Here is a 20,224-nt window from a genome sequence, read left to right on the forward strand (position 1 = left end):
GCGGGTCCGGGCGCGTCCTCGTCGCGCGGCGCCGCCGCCCTGCGCGGCGGTCTCGCGCACCCGGCCGTGCGCGCGGCGGTCGCCGCCTCGGCGGGCGTCTTCCTCGCGATGGCGCTGGTGCAGGGCAGCATCGGGTTCCTGGTGCAGGACCGCTACGGGCTGGCGGCGTCGCGGGCGACCGCCCTGACCGGGACCCTGCTGCTCGTCGCCGGTCTCGGCTCGATGCTGTCCCAGGGGCTCCTGGTGCCGCGGCTCGGCTGGCGGCCGTGGCGGCTGGTGCGCGCGGGTGGCGCCGTGCTGGTCGTGGCGCTCGGGGTCTACGTCGTGCCGCTGCCCGTCCCCGCGCTCGTGGCGGTCGCCCTGGTGTTCGGTGCGGGCGTCGGCGCCGCGGCGGCGGGCTGCACGTCCGCCGCCTCCACGGCCGTGGGCGCGCGGGAGCAGGGCGACGTCGCGGGGCTGGTGAACGCCGCCAACGCGCTGACGTTCGTCGTCGGGCCGACGCTGGCCGCCGCCGCGCACGGCCGGCACCCCGCGCTGCCCGCCGCCCTGGCGCTCGCCTCCGGCCTGCTGGCCCTCCTGGCCGCCCGCGGCCGGCGCTGAGCGGGCGGGTCAGGGCAGCGCCAGCACCTGCCCGGCCGCCCGCAGCTCGTCCTGGAGCGACGCCACGTCCACCGCCTGCACCGCCCGGCCGGACGCCACCGCGCGCGCCGCGGCGAGGCCGGCGACGTGCCCGAGCATCTGGTACTGCGGCTCCATGCGGATCGACGAGAACGCGACGTGCGACGCCGAGAGGCACACCGGGACGACGAGGTTGGTGCAGTCCTCCCACCGCGGCACGAGCGCCCGGTACGGGATCGGGTACGGCGGCACCGGCACCGACAGGTAGCCCTCCGTGACGACCATCGCGACCGGTCGCGGGTGCTCGTGCACCCAGCGCCACGTCCGCTGCACCTCGCGCACGTCCAGGTGGTACGAGCCCATCGCGACCACGTCGTGCCAGCGGGCCGGACGGCGCAGGTCGTGCTCGGTCAGCACCACCTCGCCGCGCATCCGGCGCGCCTCGCGCACGTAGAGCTGGTGCGGCAGGTGGCCGGTGTCGGCGAACTCGTCCCGCGCCGGCCCCCAGCGCGCGAGCTCCCGCCGCACGGACGCCGGGACGGCCGGGTCGTGGGTGAGGAACCACAGGACGTCCTGCGCGTGGTGCCGGTGGTGCCGGCGGATCTCCTCGCGCCGCTGCCTGCCGGCGGTCGGGTACTCCCACGCGGTGCCGTCCAGGACGCTCAGCGAGAACGGGCCGAGCGAGTTGCCGTCGGCCTTGCCGCCGGGCAGGTTCGGCTCGAGCCCCAGCAGCGCGCCCGCCGGCGGCTCGTACCCCTCGGCCGCCCAGTGCCGGAACAGCCGCCGGCCGAGCTCCCAGTGAGCCTCGTCGTACCCGGGCCGGCGCTCGACGGGGACGCGGTCGGGGGCGGTCGTCAGGCACAGCCGGTAGCCGTAGGACATGACGCCGCCGTCGCCCGCGCCCACCGGCGCCATCGGCACGTCGCGCACCTGCGGCAGCACCGCGCCGGGCGTCGTGCCGCCCGGGTCGTCGGTGAACGGCGACACCCACGCCGGGAACGCGTGCCGTCCGGGCACCGGCTCGCGGCGCCCGGCGAACGTCTCCCCGTGCAACGACCGGTCCTCCCGCCCGACCGACGACGGCACGCCCGCGAGCGCCAGCAGGTCGCCCTCGTAGGTGGCGTCGACGAACGCCCCACCCGTCCACGTCCGCCCGTCGCGGGTGCGCACGCCCGCGATCGTCGCGTCCCGCACCTCGGCGGCCTCGATCTCCGCGTCGTGCACCACCTCGATGCGCGGGTGGTCGAGCCAGCGCCGGAAGATCTCCTCCGCGACGTGCGGCTCCGGCCCGGCGTACGCCCCGACCGGCACGCCGTAGCGCGCGGCGACCTGGGCGCGGAACCGGGCCGCCGCGCCGCCGAGCACCCGGACGTCCCCGACGTCGGTGTAGCCGAGCCCGCCCGACGTCATGCCGCCGACGTGCCGCCCGGGCTCGAGCAGCACCACCGACGCGCCGGCCTCCGCGGCGGCGACCGCGGCGCACACGCCCGCGGACGTGGCGCCGGCGACGACGACGTCGGCGGACGTCACGCGCGCACCCGGGCGCGGTCGGGCGCCGGGAGGCCGGCGCGGTACTCCCGCCACGCCCCGGCCACGAGGGCCAGGTCGTCCGCGCCGAGCTCCTCGCCGCTGCGGTCGATGCGCTCCGCGTAGTACAGCGCCGGCACGCCGCCCTCGGACTGCGCCGCCACGTACGCCCGCCACTGCGCCGCGTCGAGCATCGGCCACTGGTCGGTGTCCACCAGGTGCCCGGGCAGCGCGGCCGTCGCGATGGCCCGCCGCACCCGCATCTGGTCGGCGAGCGGCACGACGCGGTGCGCGGTGTCCCGCTCCAGCACGTCGTTGAGCCGGACCATGTCGCAGACGTCCGCGAACGCCGGGTGCGGCGTGTGCGTCACGACGAGCGCGTCGGGCTTCGCGGCCTTCGCGGCGGCGTACAGGTCGGCCAGCAGGGCGTGCAGCGCGGCGACGCCCCACGGCGCGTCCGGGTCCGCGCCGGCGTGCGGGTGCACCGTGTGGCCCGCGGGCGCGCGCTGCGTGAAGTCGACCTTGAACCCGTCGGCGTCCACCCCGTCCGGCCCGAGCAGCGCGGCGACCACGCGGCGCACGCGCGCCCGGTAGGCGGGGCTCGCCGGGTCGACGGCCACGGGCCGGCCGGCGGCGTCGACCAGGCACTCCTCGACGGGCAGCCCCTCGGGGTCCCACGCCTTCCACCACAGCAGCACCCGCTGGCCCGCGGCGTGCCGGGCCGCGACCCACGCGCGCAGGTCCGGCCACCGCCGCGGGTCCGGCTCGCCGGTGCCGTACGCGGCCTGCCACTTGTCGTCGACGACCACCGTGCCCGGCACGACGTCGTGCGCGGCGAGGCGGGCGAGCAGCTCGTCGTACACCTCCTGCCGGGCGAGGTCGGGCGCGACCGGCAGCCCCGCGGGGACCACGGCGGGGCCGAGGTCCTGGAGCCGGTACGGGTGCGACGCGGGCTCCCCCGGCAGCGGCGCGCGGGCGCACTGCGCGCCCCACCCGCAGAACAGCGGCTCGGCCCACCAGCCCGCGGCGGGGGCGACGGGACCGGCGGGCGCGCCGGCCCGCATCAGGTCCTCCCGGTGGTCCGCGAGCGCCCGCCACGGGTCGGCGGCCGGCCGCAGCACCAGGGCGGGGCTGGTCCAGCGCCCGGCGACGCGGGTGTGGGCGTCGTGGTCGAGCTCCAGCAGGAACCCCCCGTCGAGCGGCTGGTAGCGCAGCTCGGTGAACCGCAGGTCCGCGACGGGCCCGACCACGCCGATCCCGAGCCAGTCGCCCGCGGGCACGTCGAGCGCCGACGCGGCCTGCTCGCGGCCGAGCACCAGGCACAGCGGCGGCGGGGAGAATACCGCGTGCAGCCGGCCCGGCGACGCGTCACCGACCACGCCGAGGGTCGCCGCCGACGCGGCCGGGCGCACCAGGTCCACCGGCTCCGTCGGCGTCGGGACGAACACCGACCGGTGCTCCGCGGACGACCGGAACGTCCCGCCGGCGCCGTTCGGCAGCACCGCCCGGCCGCCCAGCAGCCGCACGTCCGTCAGCACGCCGTCGCCCTCGACCTCCACGACCAGCTCCAGCCGGTCCGGCAGGCACCGCAGCGTGACGCGCCGGCGCGCCCAGGCCGTGCTCGCGCACTCCAGCCGCACCTCGGCCGCGTCGGTCTCGACCGGGTCCGAGCCGACCGGGGTGCCGTCGGCGGCGTGCACCGTGGGGGCGCCGACGTCGAGCGACTCGTCCGCGACGCCCACCCGGTCCACCGACGCCAGCAGGGACAGGTGCGACCAGATGAGGCCGTCCGGGGCGGCCAGCACGGCGCGCGGCGGGTCGGACCGCACCTCCAGCAGGTAGGCGTCGGCGGCGACCGTGCGGGTGCCGGGTCCGGCGGTGATGCGCATGGGGGTCCTCGGGGATCTCGGGGGTCGGGACGGGGGCGTCGGGGGCGTCGGGGCTGGGGCCGGAGCCGGGGCGGGTCAGCCGAACGGCGGGATCTCGAGCGGGGCGTCGGGCAGCGTGCCGGTGCGGGCGATCCCCGCGTAGACCCGGCCCGAGTCCTTCACGGTCCGCCTGCCGGTCGCGTAGTCGACGTGCACCAGCCCGAACCGCGGCCGGTACCCCAGCGACCACTCGAAGTTGTCGAGCAGCGACCAGTGCAGGTAGCCGACCACCGGGGCGCCGCCCTCGATCGCCTCGTGCACCGCCCGCAGGTGCCCGAGCAGCAGCTCGGTGCGCCGGACGTCGTGCACGCGGCCGTCGTGCGTGGGGCCGTCGCCGAACACGCCGCCGTTCTCGGTGATCATCAGCGGCGTCCCCGGGTTCTCGCGGTGCAGCCGCAGCAGCAGGTCCCGCAGGGCGTCCGGCACGATCTCCCAGCCCTCGTCGGTGCGGGCCACGTCGCCGGGCGGCCCCACCACCCGCCACGGGAACGGCCGGCCCGGTCCGGGCCCGGCCGCCGCCACGACGCGGCGGGTGTAGTAGTTGACGCCGATCCAGTCCTGCCGGCCGCCGATCCGCTCCTCGTCCCCGGGGAGGATCACGTCGTCCAGCGACCGCCCGAGCGCCCGCTCGTAGTGCGCGCGCACGTCCGCGGGGTAGCCGCAGCCCCCGAGCGGGTCGAGGTACCAGCGGTTGACGTACCCGTCGGAGCCCCACGCGGCCGCGGCGTCCTCCTCCGAGCCCGTCGCCGGGTCGCACGGGAACAGGCTGAGGGCGCAGCCGGTGCGGGCCGCGGGCGCGTGGGCGTGGATCGCGTCGGCGGCGGCGCCGTGGCCGAGCAGCACGTGGTGCCCGGCGGCGACCGAGGCGGCCAGGTCGGCGACGCCCGGGGCGTGCAGGCCGAGCTGGTAGCCGAGGAGCTGCACGATCCACGGCTCGTTCTGCGTGACCCACCACGTCACGCGGTCACCGAGGCGGGCGGCCACCGCGTCGGCGTACTCCGCGAAGGCGGCCACGCTCGACCGCCCCGCCCAGCCGCCGTCCGCCATGAGCGCCTGCGGCATGTCCCAGTGGTTGAGCGTCAGCACCGGCTCGACGCCGCGCTCCAGCAGCGCGTCGACGAACCGCTCGTAGTGGTCCAGGCCGCGCTGCTCGATCCGGCCGCGACCCTCCGGGACCACCCGGGACCAGGCCACGGAGAACCGGTACGCGCCCAGGCCCAGCCCGTCCACCAGGTCCACGTCCTCGCGCCACCGCCGGTACGAGTCGCACGCGCGCGACCCGTCGCCGCCGCCCTCGACGGCACCGGGCCGGGACGCGAACTCCTCCCACACGGACCGGCCGCGACCGTCGGCGTCGAGGCTGCCCTCGACCTGGTAGGCGGACGTCGCGGCGCCCCACAGGAAGCCGGAAGGGAAGGTGACGGTCACGGCAGGGGCTCCACGGTGGTCGGGGCGGGGGCGGTCGGGGCGGGGGCGGTCGGGGCGGGGGCGGTCGGGGCGGACGTGGTCGGGGCGGACGTGGTCGAGTCGAGCGTGGTCGGGGTGAGGTTCCACGCCTCGAGGGTCAGCGGTCGGCGTGGCGGGACGCCGCCCGCCGCCGCGCCGTCCGGCCGGTCGCCGCGCCAGCGCGCTCGCAGCCGCCGGGTCGCGCCGGGCAGCAGCGGCCGGGGGTCGCCGTCGAGCACGGCCCACCCGGGCGCGCCGGCGGGCCGGGCGTCGAGCAGGGCGATGCCGACCACCGCCGGGCCCGCGCGGTGGGTGACGGTCACGACGACGGCGTCCTCCTCGGACGGGTCGGCAGGGTCACGCGGGTCGCCAGGGTCGGACGGGTCGCGCGCGATCCCGACGTCGACCGTCGCGGGTGGGAGGTCCAGCAGCGGCGACAGGTCGGCGGCCGACGTCGCGACCACGACCTCGTGGTCCAGCGGCGTGCTGTCGGACGCGGCCCACTCGACCTCCCACAGCAGCACCTCCGCCTCCGGCAGCACCGCCGCCGGGCAGCGCAGCTCCCCCACCGGGCGCGGCTCGGCCACCGGCTCCGGGACGTGCCAGCGGCGCTCGGCGAGCACGGCGCCGTCGGTCGCGCGACGCAGCCGGGCCGCGACGCGCGACCCCCGCTGGACGCCGGCGTCCGACCACAGCCACACCTGCGCGACGGCGTGCGACCGGCCGGCCCAGGCGCTGGTCGCGGTGCGCAGCGTCGCGCGGTCCGGGGCGAACGCCCGCGCGACGGCGTGGTACGCGGGCTTCGGGTCGCCCAGGTGGTCCACGACGGCCGTGCACCAGGTGTTCGGGTACGACTCGGCGAGCTGCCACGGCAGCACCAGCGAGCAGCGCGGCCACCGCCGCCGGTCCGCCTCGACCGCGTACGCCAGGCCGGTCGCCTGCAGGTGCTGGCTCGCGCGGCGGTACCCCTGGACGTCCGCGAGCCGCCCGCCGAAGCACTCCTGCACGAGCGGGGCGTTGTCCCACCACTCCCCCAGGTGGCGGTGCACGGGGTTCGACCGGTCGAGCGGCCAGACGTCCGCCGCCGGCACCAGGTGGTCCAGCAGCCGGCGGTTCGCCATGCCCTCGACGCCGAACTCGCTGTGCGCCAGGCACGTGCCCGCGTCCGCGAGCGCGTGCTGCCCCGTCAGCCCCTGGTGCTCCCACGGCCCGTGGACGTCGTGCTGGTCGTCGGGGGCGGTGGCGATGACGTCGGCGCGGTGGTGGAACGCCGGACCGGTCGGGGACGTCGGCAGCCAGGACCGGCCCGGGTCCAGGCGGGCGACCTCGTCGCGCAGCGCCGCGAGCGCCGGCGAGCGGTCCTCGTCCAGCGGGACGCCGCCCTCGTCGAGCTCGTTGCCGCCGCCCCACAGCAGCAGGCTCGGGTGGTGCGTGCGGGCCGGGACCAGGGCGGCGGCCTCGCGCCGCAGCAGGTCCACGAACGCGGCGTCGGTGGCGGGCGCGCTCTGCATGCCCGACGACGACTGCGAGAACTCCTGCCACACCAGCAGGCCCGCGCGGTCGCACGCGTCGTAGAGCTCCTCGGTCTCGACCAGGCCGCCGCCCCACACCCGCAGCAGCGCGGCGCCGGACCGGGCGGCCAGGTCCACCAGGTGCCGCACCCGCGCGGGCGGCACGGCGCCGTACTGCGCGTCGGCGGGCGCCCAGTTCCACCCGACCAGCGGCAGGCGGACGCCGTTGACCTCGGCGGTGTACCCGCGGGCGCCGGCCGGCGCGCCCGCGTTCGCGACGAGACGAGCCGTGCGGAACCCGACGGTGCCCGACCAGAGCGTGCGACCCGCGGCGCGGAGCCGGACGGTGTACGTCGCGGGGACGCCGAGCCGGGCCGGCCACCAGCGCGCGGGGCGGTCGACGGGGACGGTCACGGCGAGCGCGCGCCCGGCACCGGGGCCGGGGAGGTCGACGGCGGCGCTCGCCACGACCCGGCCGGCGCCGTCCAGCACCTCGGCGACCACCCGCGCCGGGCCGTCGTCGGCGACCTCGACGGTGCCGGTGACGCGGACGAGCCCGTCGGCGTCGGGGACCAGGTCCGCGCGCACCGCGGCCGACGCCAGGTGCACCCGGTCCACCACGACGCGGGCGCTGCGCCACAGCCCCTGGTGTGGCAGCCGCGGGCAGAAGTCCCAGCCCTCGGTCATCCGCGGCCGGTGGGTGCGGACCCGCTCGGTGCGCCCGACCTGCGGCTCCGACGGCGGCAGCGGGTCCACGACGACGGCGAGCCGGTGGGGCCCCGGCGCTGTGCGGGCCTCCGGGACCTCGGCGCGCAGCCGGTGGTACAGCCCGTCGACGCGGCCGATCGCCTCCCCGTCCCAGAACAGCGTCCCGGACGGGTCGACGCCGTCGAGCTCCACGACGACGCGGTGCCCGGCGGGGACGGGCGGCAGGTCCACGACGCGGCGGTGCACCCAGGACCGCGCGCCGGTCCACTCGGCGGCGCGGCTGCTGCGCCCCCGGTACGGGTCCGGCAGCTCGCCCGCGGCGGCCAGCGCGGTGACGACCGAGCCCGGGACGGTCGCCGGCCACCAGCCCGGGGTCGTGGCGGCGGCACGGGCGGCGTCGGCCGCGTTGTTGAGGCCGTGCGCGCCGCCGTCGACGTACCACTGCCAGGTGTCGCCGAGCGCCTCGCGCAGGAACCAGCCGTCGCCGTCCAGGTCGAGCACCCGCCCAGCGTCGGGGCCGGCGTCCGGCGAGGTCAGGGGATCTGGCATCGATGCCATATGAGAACGAAACCACACGCTCCGGAGGCGGGGCAAGGGCGGTGGCGGCGTCAGCCCGCGAGCGCCGCCAGGTCCGCCAGGTCCGCCACCGAGGCGAACCGCCGCTCCCCCTCCTGCCCGCCCGCGACGTCGACCACGAACCCCTGCCTCCCCGGCGTCACGTCGACCGTGAGCACCGCCGCGGCACCGGCGTCGTCACGCCACGCCAGCTCGAGCCGCCCCTCGCCGACCTCCCGCGCCGTGAACTCCCCCGCGAACGCCGGGTGTGACGTCCGCAGCGCCACCAGGCCGAGCTGGGCACGGGTGACCTCCCCCGTGAGCGCCTCGGCGAGCTCGCCGGGCGTGTAGACGTGGCGGTTGACCTCCCGCCCCTGGCCCGTCGCGGCGTACCGCGGCATGTCGTTGGTGCCGGCGAGCAGCCCGACGTAGTAGATCTGCGGCCGGCCGGGCACGAACAGCTGCACGCACCGGGCCAGCAGGTACGCGGTCGCGTCCTCGCCCAGCACCGACCAGAACGTCGAGTTGACCTGGTGCGGCAGCGCGGCCCACGCGACCCGCGCCGACGCCTGCGCCGACTCGCCGCCCGTGCGCCGCTCGGCCTCCGCGAAGACGGCGGCCATCTCCTCCGCGCTGAGGATCCCCGGCCGCTCGCCGGACGGCCCCGCGTCGATGACCCCGATGCCGTCGTGCGTGTCCAGCACCGTGACGGCGTTCGCCGGGCGGATCGCGAACCAGTGCGCGAGGCGGTCCGTGGCGCCCGTCGCCAGCGCGTGCAGCAGCAGCGGCGGCAGGGCGAAGTCGTACACCAGGTCCACCAGGGGCGCGATCGCCGCCTGCTGCGTGTGGTGGGCGTGCACCTCCACCAGCACCTGCAGGCCCTCGGCGTGCGCGAGGGCGGTGATCTCCTCGACGAAGCCCAGGGTGTGCTCCGTCATGAACGAGTCCGTGCCCGGCGTCTTGACGGCGTACCCCACGGCGTCGAGCCGCACCGTCGACACGCCGCCCTCGCGCAGGGTCCGCAGGATGCGCCGCAGGTAGTCGCGCGCCGCCGGGTGGTGGACGTCCAGGTCCACCTGCGTCGGCATGAACGTCGTCCACACCAGGCGCCGGGTGCCGTCGGCCCGCTGGTACGGCGTGAACGGCAGCCCCAGCCGCGGGCGGTAGAACGCCGTGATCGCCGCCTCGTCCGCGCCGTGCGGGAACACCGTGTCGAACGTGAGGAACATGCCGTCCGACGGGGACCGCGGCCCGCGCGCCAGCCAGTCGCGGAACTCCGCGGAGTCGGCCGAGACGTGGTTGACGATGAGGTCCGCGGTCACGTGCACGCCCGCGTCGGCGAGCGCCCGCACGTCGTCCCAGGTGCCGAGCCGCGGGTCGACCGTCCCGTGGTCCACCGGGTCGAACCCCGCGTCGTCGCCGTCGAACGGCACGAAGAACGGCAGCAGGTGGACGCCGCTGAACACCGCGAGCGGGCCGCCCGCGAGCAGCGCCCGCACGCCGGCCAGGTCGGGCGTCGGCCCGCCGAGCCGCTCGGTGTACGCCAGCAGGTGCACGCCGTGGTCGTCCACGTCCGTCCTCCTCACCGTTCCCCGGGCACGCGCCCGGTGGTCGTCGCGATCGCCCGGGCGAGCGCCGCCACCCCGCCGGCCGGCGAGGTCAGCACCGGCACCGAGGGCTCCGCGAGCGCGGCGGCCCCGGCCATCGACGCCTGCGCGAGCACCACCACGTCGGCCTCGCGCGCGGCGACCGCCACGGCCTCGGCGACCAGCCGGTCCGCCCGCTCGCCGTCCCCCGCGTCCCGCGCCGCGGCGGCACCGTCGACGACACGGGCCGCCACCTCGACGCCCGCGCCCGCGTCCGCCGCGGCGCGCTCCACCAGCCGGCCGGTCGGTCCGAGCGTCGACGCCAGGGTCGCCAGGACCGCCACCCGCCCGCGTGCGCCCGGGGCGGAGGCCAGGGTGACCGCCTCGCGCGCCATCGGCGCGTCGACGCGCAGCACCGGGACGTCCACCGCCGCCGCCGCGGACTCCGCCGCCTCGCCGATGGACGAGCACGTGACCAGGACAGCCGACGCGCCCGCGCCCGCCAGGTGCCGCACGTGCGCCGCGACCGCGGCCTCCACCTGCGGCGTCACACCCTCCGCCACCGCGGTGGCCAGCAGCCAGGCGTCCACCACGTGCAGCCGGCGCAGCAGGGGGACGGCGGCGTCCACGTCGGCGTCGAACCGCTGCGCCAGGGCGGGGACCGTGTGCAGGAGGCCGACGGTGCCGGCGGACCCGGGAGCGGCCGGGCCGGGGCCTCCGGGGCCGGGGGCCGTCACGCCGCGCTCCACGGCCGCGCCTCCGCGTCCACCAGGTCGACCAGCGCGCGCAGCCGCGGCACCGACACCTCCGCCAGCGCCGCCGGGACGTCCGGCCGCCCGACGACGTCGCTCCACAGCGCCCGCCCCGCGAGGAACCCGCTCGCCCCGCCCCGGCACGCCGCGTGCACGGCCCCGGCGAAGTCGTCCCGGTCGACGCCCTGCGAAAGCACCACCCACGGCCCGGTGATGGACGCGCCCAGCGTGGCGCACGCCCGCTCGAGCTCCGCGGCCGGCGCCCTGCCGCCCAGCGGCACCTGCACCTTGTACAGGCTCGGGCCGAGCGGCGAGAGCTCCCGGGCGGCCTCGGCGATCGCCGCCTCCTGGTCCCACGTGCCGGCCGCCAGCTCCTGCGGGGTGGCCCGCACGACCGGCTCCAGCACCGACAGCACCCCCCGCGAGGCGGCGACCTCGATGAACCGCCGGGCCAGCTCGACGCGCTGCTCCCGGCGGGCGTCACGCCGCCAGATCACCAGCAGCTTGAGCGCGACCGCGCCGTGCAGGTCGGACTCCGGGGCCACGACGACGTCGTCCAGGCCGGTCTCCTCGACCGGCCCTCCGGGCTCCTGCTCCAGGGCGTCCGCCGCGAGGATCAGCCCGCAGGACGCCGGCAGCAGCGGTGCGGCGCGCTCGACGCCCATCTCCCGGTCGATGAGGAACCCCGACGCCAGCGGCGACAGCGCGCGGGCGACCGCGAGCTTGAAGTCGACGAGCGTCGCGTGGTCGGGACGGCCGGCGCCGGCCTGGTCGAACATCGTGCGCAGGCTCTCGCGCTGGTCCATCGCCACCATCGCGAGCGCCCCGGACGGGCGGGCGATGGCGTCGAGCGTGGGCGCGGCGGCGGTCGGGTGGGTCACGGGCGGGCCTCCTGGCGGTGCGGGGCGGGGGGTGCGCCACGGGGCGCGGGCTCGGGGGTCGGGGCGCCGGGCGCGGGTGGCGCCGGGGTGCCGGTGCCGGGCGGGTCGGTGCCGGGCGCGTCGGCGCCCAGCGGGTCGGAGGCGGGCGCGGCGGTGCCGGGCGCATCGGAGCCCGGCCTGTCGGAGCCCGGCGCGTCGGCGCCCAGCGCAGCCCGGACGAAGCGGTCGAGCGCCGCCCCGGCGCGGGGGTCGGGGTCCGGGACGGGGCTGCCGTCGGGCAGGCCGGGGAGCAGCGGCAGCGTCGGCGCCTCGCCCGCGCCGAGCAGCCCGGCGCGGTGCAGGGCGAGCAGGGCGGCCCCCGCGGCGACGGGCTCGGCGCCGTCCACGAGCCGCACGGGCACGGGCCCCGCGAGCGCCTTGGCGCGCATCCACGCGGTGTTCCGCCCCGCCGGACCGCCGAGCACCCGCACCTGCCGGGGCCGGTGGTCGGGACCCGCGAGCCCGGCCTGGACCTCGAGCATCCACCGGGCGTGCAGCGCCAGCCCGTCGACCATGGCGGACGCCAGCGCCACCGGCCCGTGGCTGCCGCGGTGCAGGACGGCAGGGCGGGCGCCGGGGTCGGGCTCCGGCGTCTGCCGCCCGCTCACGTAGGGCAGCACCACCACGTCGTGCGGGCGCTCGTCCGCCGGCAGGGCCGCGACGGCCGCGAACAGCGCGTCGGCCGACCAGCCCGGGGCCTCGTGCTCCAGCCACCACCGGACCATCGCCCCGGCGCTCGACGACCCGGCCAGCAGGGCGGGCAGGCCCGCGACGGTCCGGACCAGGCTCATGCCCGCGCGGGCCACGTCCGCGCGCACGGGGTCGGCGGCGAGCACGGTGCACACGGCCTCCGCGGTCCCGATCGAGTCGGCGACGTCCCCCGGCGCCCGGACGCCGGCGGCCCACGCACCCACCGCGTGGTCGTGACCGGCCACCGTGACGGGCGTGCCCCTGCGCACACCGGCCGCGGCCCAGGCGGGGGCGCTCACCGTCCCGGAGGCCGCGTCGGGCGGTGCGACTCGGGGCAGGTGCTCCGGGCGCAGGCCGACCTCGGCGAGCAGGTCGGCGTCGAACCCGTCGGGCAGCGGCACGCCGGTGGCCGGCAGCCGGTACGCCATGGTCCGCCCGGCGAGCGTGTGGTCGGTGACGAGCTCGCCGGTGAGCCGCAGGGCCGCGAGGTCGGCGACGCCGGCCCACCGGTGCAGCGCGGCGCGCGTCGCCGGCTCGTGGGCGCCGAGCCAGGCGAGCGTCGCGAGCGGCACCTTCGCGCTCGGGCGCACCCCGGTGGCCTCGAACAGGGTGGTCGCGCCGAGCCGGTCCGCGAGCGCGGCGGCCTCGGCGGCGGCCCGGTGGCCGTCCCAGCGGAGCCACGGTCCGAGCGGCCGGTCGTCCGCGTCGAGCGGGACGCCCGTCTCGGCCATCGAGGCGAGGCCGACGGCCTCGGGCACGACGGCTGACCCGGTGCGGCGCGCGGCCGCGGCGAGCGCCCGGACGGCGAGCTCGCGCAGCGTCCGGTCGAGGGCCGCGGGGCCGGGCGTCGGGGCCGACGCGACCGCGAGCAGCACGGGCGCGTCCGCGCCGTCCTCGGGCACGTCCACCACCGCCACCTTGACGTTGGTGGTCCCGACGTCGATGCCGAGGCCCACCCGGCGGCGCTGACGACTCACTCGCCCAGTGTGTTCGTCATCGAACACTTCGGTCAACCATGTCCGACGATTGACAACCCACGACCGGCCCCGTTGGATGACGTCCGTGCGCTACTCCGCCGCCCCCCGCCGCCGCGACGAGCTGCTGCGCCGCCTCGAGGAGACCGGCTACGTGTCGTCCAGCACGGCGGCCGCGGAGCTCGGCGTGTCCGAGATGACCATCCGCCGGGACCTCGGCCAGCTCGCCGCCGAGGGGCTGGTCCGCCGCGTCGTCGGCGGCGCGAGCCTGGTGGACGGCAGCGCGGCGCCGTCGTTCGAGCTGCGCCGCACCGAGGCCGCGCGGGAGAAGGACGCGGTCGCGCGCGCCGCGCTGCCGCTGCTCGCCGACGCCGGCGTGGTCGCGCTGGACGCCGGCACCACCGTGGCGGCCCTCGCGCGCCGGCTGCCCGGCGGGCTGACGGTCGTCACCCACTCGGTGCCGGTCATCACCGCCTGCACCGCGCGCGACGACCTGGAGGTGGTCGCGCTCGGCGGCACCTACCACCGGCTGACGCGGTCGTTCGCCGGGCCGAGCACGCGCGCCGGCCTCGCCGACCTCGCCGTCGACGTCGCCGTCCTGTCCGCGACCGCCGCCGGCCCGGCCGGGGTGTTCTCGGCCGACCAGTGGGACGCCGACACCAAGCGCGCCATGGCAGCCATCGCCGAGCGCGTCGTGCTGCTGCTCGACCACCGCAAGCTCGACGCCCGCGCGCCCATGCGGGTGCTGGGCCTCGAGCAGGCGCACGCCGTCGTGGTCGACGACGCGGCCACCCCCGAGCAGCTCGCCCTGCTGCGCGAGCGGTGCGAGCGGGTCGTGGTCGCGGCGACGGCCGGGCCGGGCGACACGGGCGGTGCGGCGGACGACGACACCCGGGACGCCGCCCGCGCCGGAGGCGGGACGGACCGCGCACCCGCCGGCACGGCGCGGGCACCGGCGTGACGGGAGGACCGGCAGCCCCCGGCGCGACGGGGCCGCACCTCGGCGTCGTCGCGGACGACGTGACCGGGGCCTGCGACCTCGCGGACGCGGTGCGCGACGCCGGCGGGTCGGCGGTCGTCGTCCTCGGGGTGCCCGGGGCGGGGCTCGAGCTGCCGCCGTGCGACTGCGCCGTCGTCGCGCTCCGCACCCGCACGGCACCGCGTGCGCAAGCGGTCGCCGAGTCCGTCGCGTCCGCCCGCTGGCTGCTCGACCACGGCGCCCGGGCGCTCTACCAGAAGTACTGCTCGACCTTCGACTCCACCGACGAGGGCATGATCGGCCCGGTCGCCGACGCGCTGCTCGACCTCCTCGGGCCAGCCGCCGTCGCCGTCGGCACGCCCGCGACCCCCCGCGCCGGCCGGACGCAGTACCAGGGCCACCTGTTCGTCGGGGACCGGCTGCTGTCCGAGTCGCCGCTGCGCGACCACCCGCTCACCCCGATGCGCGACCCGGACCTGGTGCGCGTGCTCGGGCGGCAGACACCGCGCCCCGTCGCGCTCCTGGACCACCAGGCGGTCCTGTCCGGCGAGGCGGCGGTGGCGCTGGAGCGGCTGGCCGGCGACGGCGCGCGGCACGTGCTCGCCGACGCGCTGACCGACGCCGACCTCGACGCCCTGGCCGCGGCCATCCCGCTCACCTCCCGGCCCGTGCTGCTCGGCGGAGCGGCCGGCCTCGCGGCCGCGCTGGCACGGCGGGGGTCCCGCGACACGCGCCCGTCGCCCCTCGCCCCGCCGGCCCCGGCCGCGTCGTCCCCGGCCCCGTCGTCCGCCCCGTCGTCCCCCTTTCCGTCGCCCCTCGCGCCGTCACCCCACGAGTCCCGGGCCTCCGGTGCCCGCGACGACCGTCCCGCCCTCGTCGTCTCCGGCTCCTGCTCCGCGCGCACGCTCGAGCAGATCGGCCGGTTCGTCGGTCCGCGGATCCCGCTCGACGCGGTCGCCCTCGACGCCGACCGCGAGGGCACGCTCGACGGGGTGCTGCGAGCGCTCGCGGACGCCTACGCGGCCGGCCCCGGCCCGGTGCTGGTCGCGTCCTCGGCCGAGCCCGCCGCCGTCCGCGCCACGCAGGAGCGTCTCGGAGCCCGGCGGGCCGCTGCGCTGCTGGAGGACGCGGCCGGGGAGGTGGCGTCGCGGGCGGTGCGGGACCTGGGGGTCGGGCGGCTGCTCGTCGCCGGCGGCGAGACGTCCGGCGCGGTGGCCGCCGCGCTCGGCCTGCGGGTCCTGCACGTCGGCCCGGCGGCCGCTCCGGGCGTGCCGTGGATGGTGCCCGCCGACCGTCCCCGTCTGTCCGTGCTGCTCAAGTCCGGCAACTTCGGCGGTCCCGACCTGTTCCGCACCGCCTGGGAGGCCTGCCCGTGACCACCGCCGACTCCGCCCGCGAGGCCGTCGTCGCCGCGTGCCGCCACCTCGCCGCGCGCGGCCTGTCACCGGGAGGCTCGGGCAACGTGAGCGTCCGGGTCGGCGACCACCTGCTCGTCACGCCCACCGGCTCGAGCCTCTCCCGCGTGCGACCGGAGGACCTCGCGCTGGTCCCGGTCGCCCCCGGCCCAGGCGACGACGCCCCCACCGACGCGACACCCGGCACCACAGCCACCGCCGACGCCGCACCCGGCCACGCAGCCATCACCGACGCCGCATCCGGTCACACAGCCATCACCGACGCCGCACCCGCGGGCACCGCACCCGTCTGCGGAGCTCCCGCCGGCACGGCACCCCGCGCCGGGACGGCTGCCGTGGACGGACCACGGCCGTCGAAGGAGCTGCCCCTGCACCGCGCCGTCTACGCGGCCCGGCCCGACGCCCGCGCGGTCGTGCACCTGCACTCCCCGGCCGCCGTCGCGGCGTCGTGCCTCGAGCCCGCCGCGCTCCCGCCCGGGACCGCCACCGGTCCACTCCCCGCCACCACCCCGTACCAGGTGATGCGCCTGGGTGACCTCCCGGTCGCGCCGTTCGCCCTGCCGGGCAGCGCCGAGCTCGCGGCGGGCGTCGCCGACCTCGCGGGTGCGGCGCCGGCGCTGCTGCTCGCGAACCACGGCTCCGTCGTCGCCGGGACGCACCTCGACGCGGCGGTCGACCTCGCCGAGGAGCTCGAGGCCGCGGCCCAGGTGGTCCTGCTCCTCCACGGCGTCCCCCACCGCCGCCTCACCCCGGCGCAGGTCCGCTCGCTCCGCCCCCGCTGATCGCCCCCACCGCCCGCGTCCCCGCGCGAGGTCGTCACCTGCGCACGAGGTCGTCCGTCCCACCTGACGACCTCGCCCCGACCTGACGACCTCGCCGCCCATCGCACCGACGCCGCCCCGCCCCCGCCCCACGTCCCGCGTCCCGCGAGGTCGGCACTTCGGTGACGACTTCGGCAGCTCCAGGTGCCGAACTCGACCGGGACTGCCGAACTCGCGGGCAAGGCGTGCGCGGGGTGGGGGGTCAGGGGTGCGGGGGTGGGAGGCGGAGGTGGCCGCCGAACTCGCGGCAGTGCCGCGCGACGCCCTCGAGGGTCGCGCGGCCGGCCTCGTCGGTGACGCGCACGCCGGTGGCGTCGACGGTGAGCTCCTCACCGCTGGCCGCGAGCAGGCAGTGCAGCGCCTCGCGGAGCGTGGACGCGGTGTGCACGTCCAGGTCCCCGCGCACCGAGATCACCGACTCCCGCCCGGGTCGTCCCAGGTCGATCGTCACGTCCACGGCTCACCCCCCTGCCGCCGGTGCGACCGTCCTGCCACAGCCCGCCAGCGCGAGGGTAGGAGCGGTTCGGCGGTGGCGCGAGGGGAAGCGCCTCGCAGGAGCAGCGCCCGGGGACCGAGACGCCGCACGCGGGGCCTGGTGTCCGAACTCGCACATTCGCTAGTGTGGCAACGTTCCTACATTCCGTCCGGCGCCGCACGGAGCCCTGCCCGGGAACCCCGCGCGCGCGACCCGACCGAGGAGAGCCGTGCACCGCACCCTGACCGACCTCACCGCCCGCATCGACCGCACCCTCAAGGAGCGGATCCTCCCCTGGGTCCACACCGGGCGGACCCCGCTCGAGGTGACGGTCGCCCACCTGCCCGGCGAGCCCATGCCGTTCGCGGAGGCGGTGCGGCTGCCCTTCACGCCCACCGCCGTCGGCGAGCCGTGGGGCCGCGCCTGGTCGACGTCGTGGTTCCGGCTGCGCGGCGTGGTGCCGCCCGGCATGGCCGGCCGCCGCGTGGAGGTGCTGGTCGACCTCGGGTTCCGCACGGGCGGCCCGGGGTTCGAGGCCGAGGGTCTCGTGTACACCCCGGACGGCACCCCGCTGAAGGGCATCGAGCCGCGCAACCTCTACGTCCCGGTGACGGACGCCGCGACCGGCGGCGAGGTGGTCGACCTCTACGTCGAGGCCGCGGCCAACCCGTCGATCGGGGGCGAGCCCGTCACCGCGCTCGGCGACCTCGACACCGTGCCGGACACGCTGCTGTACCGGCTGGCCCGCGCCGAGGTGGCGGTCCTGGAGGAGGAGGTCCAGGCGCTGGCGCTCGACGTGCAGGTGCTGCACGAGCTGGCGCTGCAGCTGCCGGACAACGACCCCCGCCGCGAGTCCGTCCGCGCCGGGCTGGAGCGGCTGGTCGACTCCCTCGACGTCCGCGACGTCCCGGGCAGCGCCGCCCGTGCCCGCGCCCAGGTCGCGGACCTGCTGGCCCGGCCCGCGTCGCCGAGCGCGCACCGGGTGTCGGCGGTCGGCCACGCGCACATCGACTCCGCCTGGATGTGGCCGGTGCGCGAGACGATCCGCAAGTGCGCGCGCACGTTCTCCAACGTGGTGTCGCTCGCCGACCGGTACCCGGACCTGCGCTTCGCGTGCTCGTCCGCGCAGCAGTACGCGTGGACGAAGGAGCACCACCCGCGCGTCTTCGACCGGATCCGGGAGAAGGTCGCGTCCGGCCAGTTCGTGCCGGTCGGCGGGATGTGGGTGGAGTCCGACACGAACCTGCCGGGCGGCGAGGCGCTGGTGCGGCAGTTCGTGCAGGGCAAGCGGTTCTTCGACGCGGAGTTCGGCGTCGAGCCCCGCGAGGTGTGGCTGCCGGACTCGTTCGGCTACACCGGCGCCCTCCCGCAGCTGGCACGGCTGGCCGGGTTCCGGTGGTTCCTGTCGCAGAAGATGTCGTGGAACACCACCAACCGGTTCCCGCACCACACGTTCTGGTGGGAGGGCATCGACGGCAGCCGCGTGTTCACGCACTTCCCGCCCGCCGACACGTACGGCGCCAAGCTGTCCGGCGAGCAGCTCGCCTACGGCGTGGCGAACTTCGCCGACGCCGGGCCGGCGAACCGCAGCCTGCTGCCGTTCGGGTACGGCGACGGAGGCGGCGGCCCGACGCGCGAGATGATGGAGACCGCGCACCGCGTCGCGGACCTCGAGGGGTCGCCGCGCGTGGTCGTCGAGACGCCGGCGGAGTTCTTCGCCGGCGCCGAGGCGGAGTACCCGCAGGCGCCGGTGTGGTCCGGGGAGATGTACCTGGAGTTCCACCGCGGCACGTACACCAGCCAGCTCGCGATGAAGCAGGGCAACCGCCGCACCGAGCACCTGCTGCGGGAGGCCGAGCTCTGGGCGGCGACCGCCGCGGTGCGCACCGGCGCGGACTACCCGTACGAGCAGCTCGACCGGATCTGGCAGGAGATGCTCCTGCTGCAGTTCCACGACATCCTGCCGGGCAGCAGCATCGCCTGGGTGCACCGCGAGGCGCGGGCGACCTACGCGCGGCTGCGCGAGGAGCTCGAGGCGCTGGTCGGCGACGCGCTGCACCGTGCGGCCGGCGAGGGCGACGTCGAGGTGGTCGCGAACGCCGCGCCGCACGCCCGCGCCGGCGTGCCGGGGTTGGGGGCCGCACCCCCCGCGGCGTCACCGGCGCCGGTGGAGGTCCGCCGCGACGGCGACGCCGTCCTGCTCGACAACGGGCTGCTGCGGGTCCGGGTCGACGCCGACGGCACGATCGGCGCCGTGCGGGACCTGGTCGCCGACCGCGAGGTCCTCGCGCCGGGCACGTCCGCGAACGTGCTGCAGCTGCACCCGGACCAGCCGGTGCGGTTCGACGCGTGGGACGTCGACGAGTTCTACCGGCACTCCGTCCGCGAGGTCCGCACCGTCGAGGAGCTGGTGGTCGACGACGCCGACCCGGCACGCCCGCAGGTCCGCGTGACGCGTCGCGACGGGGCGTCGACGTACGTCCAGACGATCGCGCTCGAGGCGGGCGGGCGGCGCGTGGACCTGGCGCTGGACGTCGACTGGCACGAGCGCGAGACGCTCTGCAAGGCCGCCTTCCCGCTGGCCGTCCACGCCGAGCGGTCGGCGAGCGAGACGCAGTTCGGCCACGTGCACCGGGCCACGCACACCAACACGTCGTGGGACGCCGCGCGGTTCGAGATCTGCGCGCACCGCTGGGTGCACGTCGCCGAGCCCGGCTACGGCGTGGCCGTGGTCAACGACTCCACGTACGGGCACGACGTGACCCGCCCCGGGCCGGGCGACGCCCGCGGGGCCGGGGCGACGACGGTCCGGCTGTCGCTGGTCCGGGCGCCCCGCTACCCCGACCCGGAGACCGACCAGGGCCGCCACACGATGCGGTACGCGCTGGTGTGCGGCGCCGAGGTCGACGACGCGGTGCGCGAGGGCTACCGGATCAACCTGCCGGAGCGCCGCGTCCGGGGCGCGGCTGCGGTCGCCCCGCTGGTCGAGGTCACCGGCGGCGGCGCGGTGGTCGAGGCCGTGAAGCTGGCCGACGACCGGTCCGGCGACGTGGTGGTGCGGCTGTACGAGTCGCGCGGCGGCCGCGGGGGTGCCGTGGTCCGGCCCGGGTTCGCGACGTCGGGCGCGTCGGTGCGGGACCTGCTGGAGCGCCAGGACCCGGACGTCGCCGCGCTCGCACCGCTGACGGACGCGGGCGACGGGGCGGTGGCGCTGGACCTCGCGCCGTTCCAGGTGGTGACGCTCCGGTTCGCGCGGGCCTGACGACCGCGTCCCCGGCGGCCCGTGCGGGCACCGGGGACGGCGTGGTCGGACCGCCGG

General features: G+C 78.1%; 14 protein-coding genes. 5 read left to right on the top strand and 9 right to left on the bottom strand.

What is annotated here, in order from left to right:
* Positions 1-600, top strand: a 600-nt coding sequence (locus AAHH18_RS00875) for an MFS transporter (RefSeq protein ID WP_343300221.1), incomplete at its 5' end; no start/stop codon positions are given.
* A gap of 9 nt (positions 601-609) precedes the next feature.
* Here the strand turns inward: AAHH18_RS00875 and AAHH18_RS00880 are convergent.
* From AAHH18_RS00880 to AAHH18_RS00915, 8 genes are all read right to left on the bottom strand, one after another.
* Positions 610-2,148, bottom strand: coding sequence for an FAD-dependent oxidoreductase (locus AAHH18_RS00880; protein WP_343300222.1), 1,539 nt, complete (start codon positions 2,146-2,148; stop codon positions 610-612).
* Entirely contained in the window at positions 2,145-4,034 is a 1,890-nt protein-coding gene (locus tag AAHH18_RS00885; RefSeq protein ID WP_343300223.1) for a hypothetical protein, read from the bottom strand. The genes AAHH18_RS00880 and AAHH18_RS00885 overlap by 4 nt, the downstream gene beginning before the upstream one ends.
* Before the next feature lie 75 nt (positions 4,035-4,109).
* Positions 4,110-5,501: a GH1 family beta-glucosidase gene (locus tag AAHH18_RS00890; RefSeq protein ID WP_343300224.1), complete on the bottom strand. Its 1,392-nt coding sequence runs from the start codon at positions 5,499-5,501 to the stop codon at positions 4,110-4,112.
* On the bottom strand, positions 5,498-8,287 hold the full coding sequence (locus AAHH18_RS00895; RefSeq protein ID WP_343300225.1) for a glycosyl hydrolase 2 galactose-binding domain-containing protein: 2,790 nt from the start codon (positions 8,285-8,287) through the stop codon (positions 5,498-5,500). Before AAHH18_RS00895 ends, AAHH18_RS00890 begins: the two co-directional genes overlap by 4 nt.
* 59 nt (positions 8,288-8,346) lie before the next feature.
* Positions 8,347-9,864, bottom strand: a complete 1,518-nt coding sequence (locus AAHH18_RS00900; RefSeq protein WP_343300226.1) for an alpha-amylase family glycosyl hydrolase — start codon at positions 9,862-9,864, stop codon at positions 8,347-8,349.
* A gap of 11 nt (positions 9,865-9,875) precedes the next feature.
* Positions 9,876-10,616 (bottom strand): aspartate/glutamate racemase family protein, encoded by a 741-nt coding sequence (locus tag AAHH18_RS00905; RefSeq protein WP_343300227.1) that lies wholly within the window; start codon positions 10,614-10,616, stop codon positions 9,876-9,878.
* On the bottom strand, positions 10,613-11,512 hold the full coding sequence (locus tag AAHH18_RS00910) for a hypothetical protein (RefSeq protein WP_343300228.1): 900 nt from the start codon (positions 11,510-11,512) through the stop codon (positions 10,613-10,615). Before AAHH18_RS00910 ends, AAHH18_RS00905 begins: the two co-directional genes overlap by 4 nt.
* Positions 11,509-13,218, bottom strand: coding sequence for an FGGY-family carbohydrate kinase (locus AAHH18_RS00915; RefSeq protein WP_343300229.1), 1,710 nt, complete (start codon positions 13,216-13,218; stop codon positions 11,509-11,511). The genes AAHH18_RS00910 and AAHH18_RS00915 overlap by 4 nt, the downstream gene beginning before the upstream one ends.
* A gap of 85 nt (positions 13,219-13,303) precedes the next feature.
* Between AAHH18_RS00915 and AAHH18_RS00920 the strand changes: the two genes are divergently transcribed.
* The 3 genes from AAHH18_RS00920 to AAHH18_RS00930 are packed head-to-tail and all read left to right on the top strand — an operon-like array spanning position 13,304 to position 16,391.
* On the top strand, positions 13,304-14,176 hold the full coding sequence (locus AAHH18_RS00920; protein ID WP_343300230.1) for a DeoR/GlpR family DNA-binding transcription regulator: 873 nt from the start codon (positions 13,304-13,306) through the stop codon (positions 14,174-14,176).
* The gene (locus AAHH18_RS00925) at positions 14,173-15,570 is read left to right on the top strand and encodes a four-carbon acid sugar kinase family protein (RefSeq protein ID WP_343300231.1); all 1,398 of its coding nucleotides are present in this window, start codon (positions 14,173-14,175) and stop codon (positions 15,568-15,570) included. Before AAHH18_RS00920 ends, AAHH18_RS00925 begins: the two co-directional genes overlap by 4 nt.
* Positions 15,567-16,391, top strand: coding sequence for a class II aldolase/adducin family protein (locus tag AAHH18_RS00930; RefSeq protein WP_343300232.1), 825 nt, complete (start codon positions 15,567-15,569; stop codon positions 16,389-16,391). The genes AAHH18_RS00925 and AAHH18_RS00930 overlap by 4 nt, the downstream gene beginning before the upstream one ends.
* Positions 16,392-16,632: 241 nt before the next feature.
* Here AAHH18_RS00930 and AAHH18_RS00935 read toward each other — a convergent pair whose 3' ends face one another.
* A complete protein-coding gene (locus AAHH18_RS00935) occupies positions 16,633-16,887 on the bottom strand; it encodes an STAS domain-containing protein (protein WP_343300233.1) in 255 nt (84 codons plus the stop codon).
* Positions 16,888-17,134: 247 nt separating this feature from the next.
* On the opposite strand from AAHH18_RS00935, the gene AAHH18_RS00940 reads away from it, so the two are divergent.
* Complete coding sequence (locus AAHH18_RS00940) at positions 17,135-20,167, top strand: alpha-mannosidase (protein ID WP_343300234.1); 3,033 nt, start codon at positions 17,135-17,137, stop codon at positions 20,165-20,167.
* Positions 20,168-20,224 lie beyond the last annotated feature (57 nt).

It is taken from the genome of Cellulomonas olei (genome assembly GCF_039548315.1).
Classification (GTDB): Bacteria; Actinomycetota; Actinomycetes; order Actinomycetales; family Cellulomonadaceae; genus Cellulomonas.

What these genes read in the sequence shown, in the direction of transcription:
- AAHH18_RS00885 (WP_343300223.1), bottom strand. Translation starts at nt 4,034, where the DNA reads ATGCGCATCACCGCCGGACCCGGCACCCGCACGGTCGCCGCCGACGCC.
- AAHH18_RS00895 (WP_343300225.1), bottom strand. Translation starts at nt 8,287, where the DNA reads ATGCCAGATCCCCTGACCTCGCCGGACGCCGGCCCCGACGCTGGGCGG.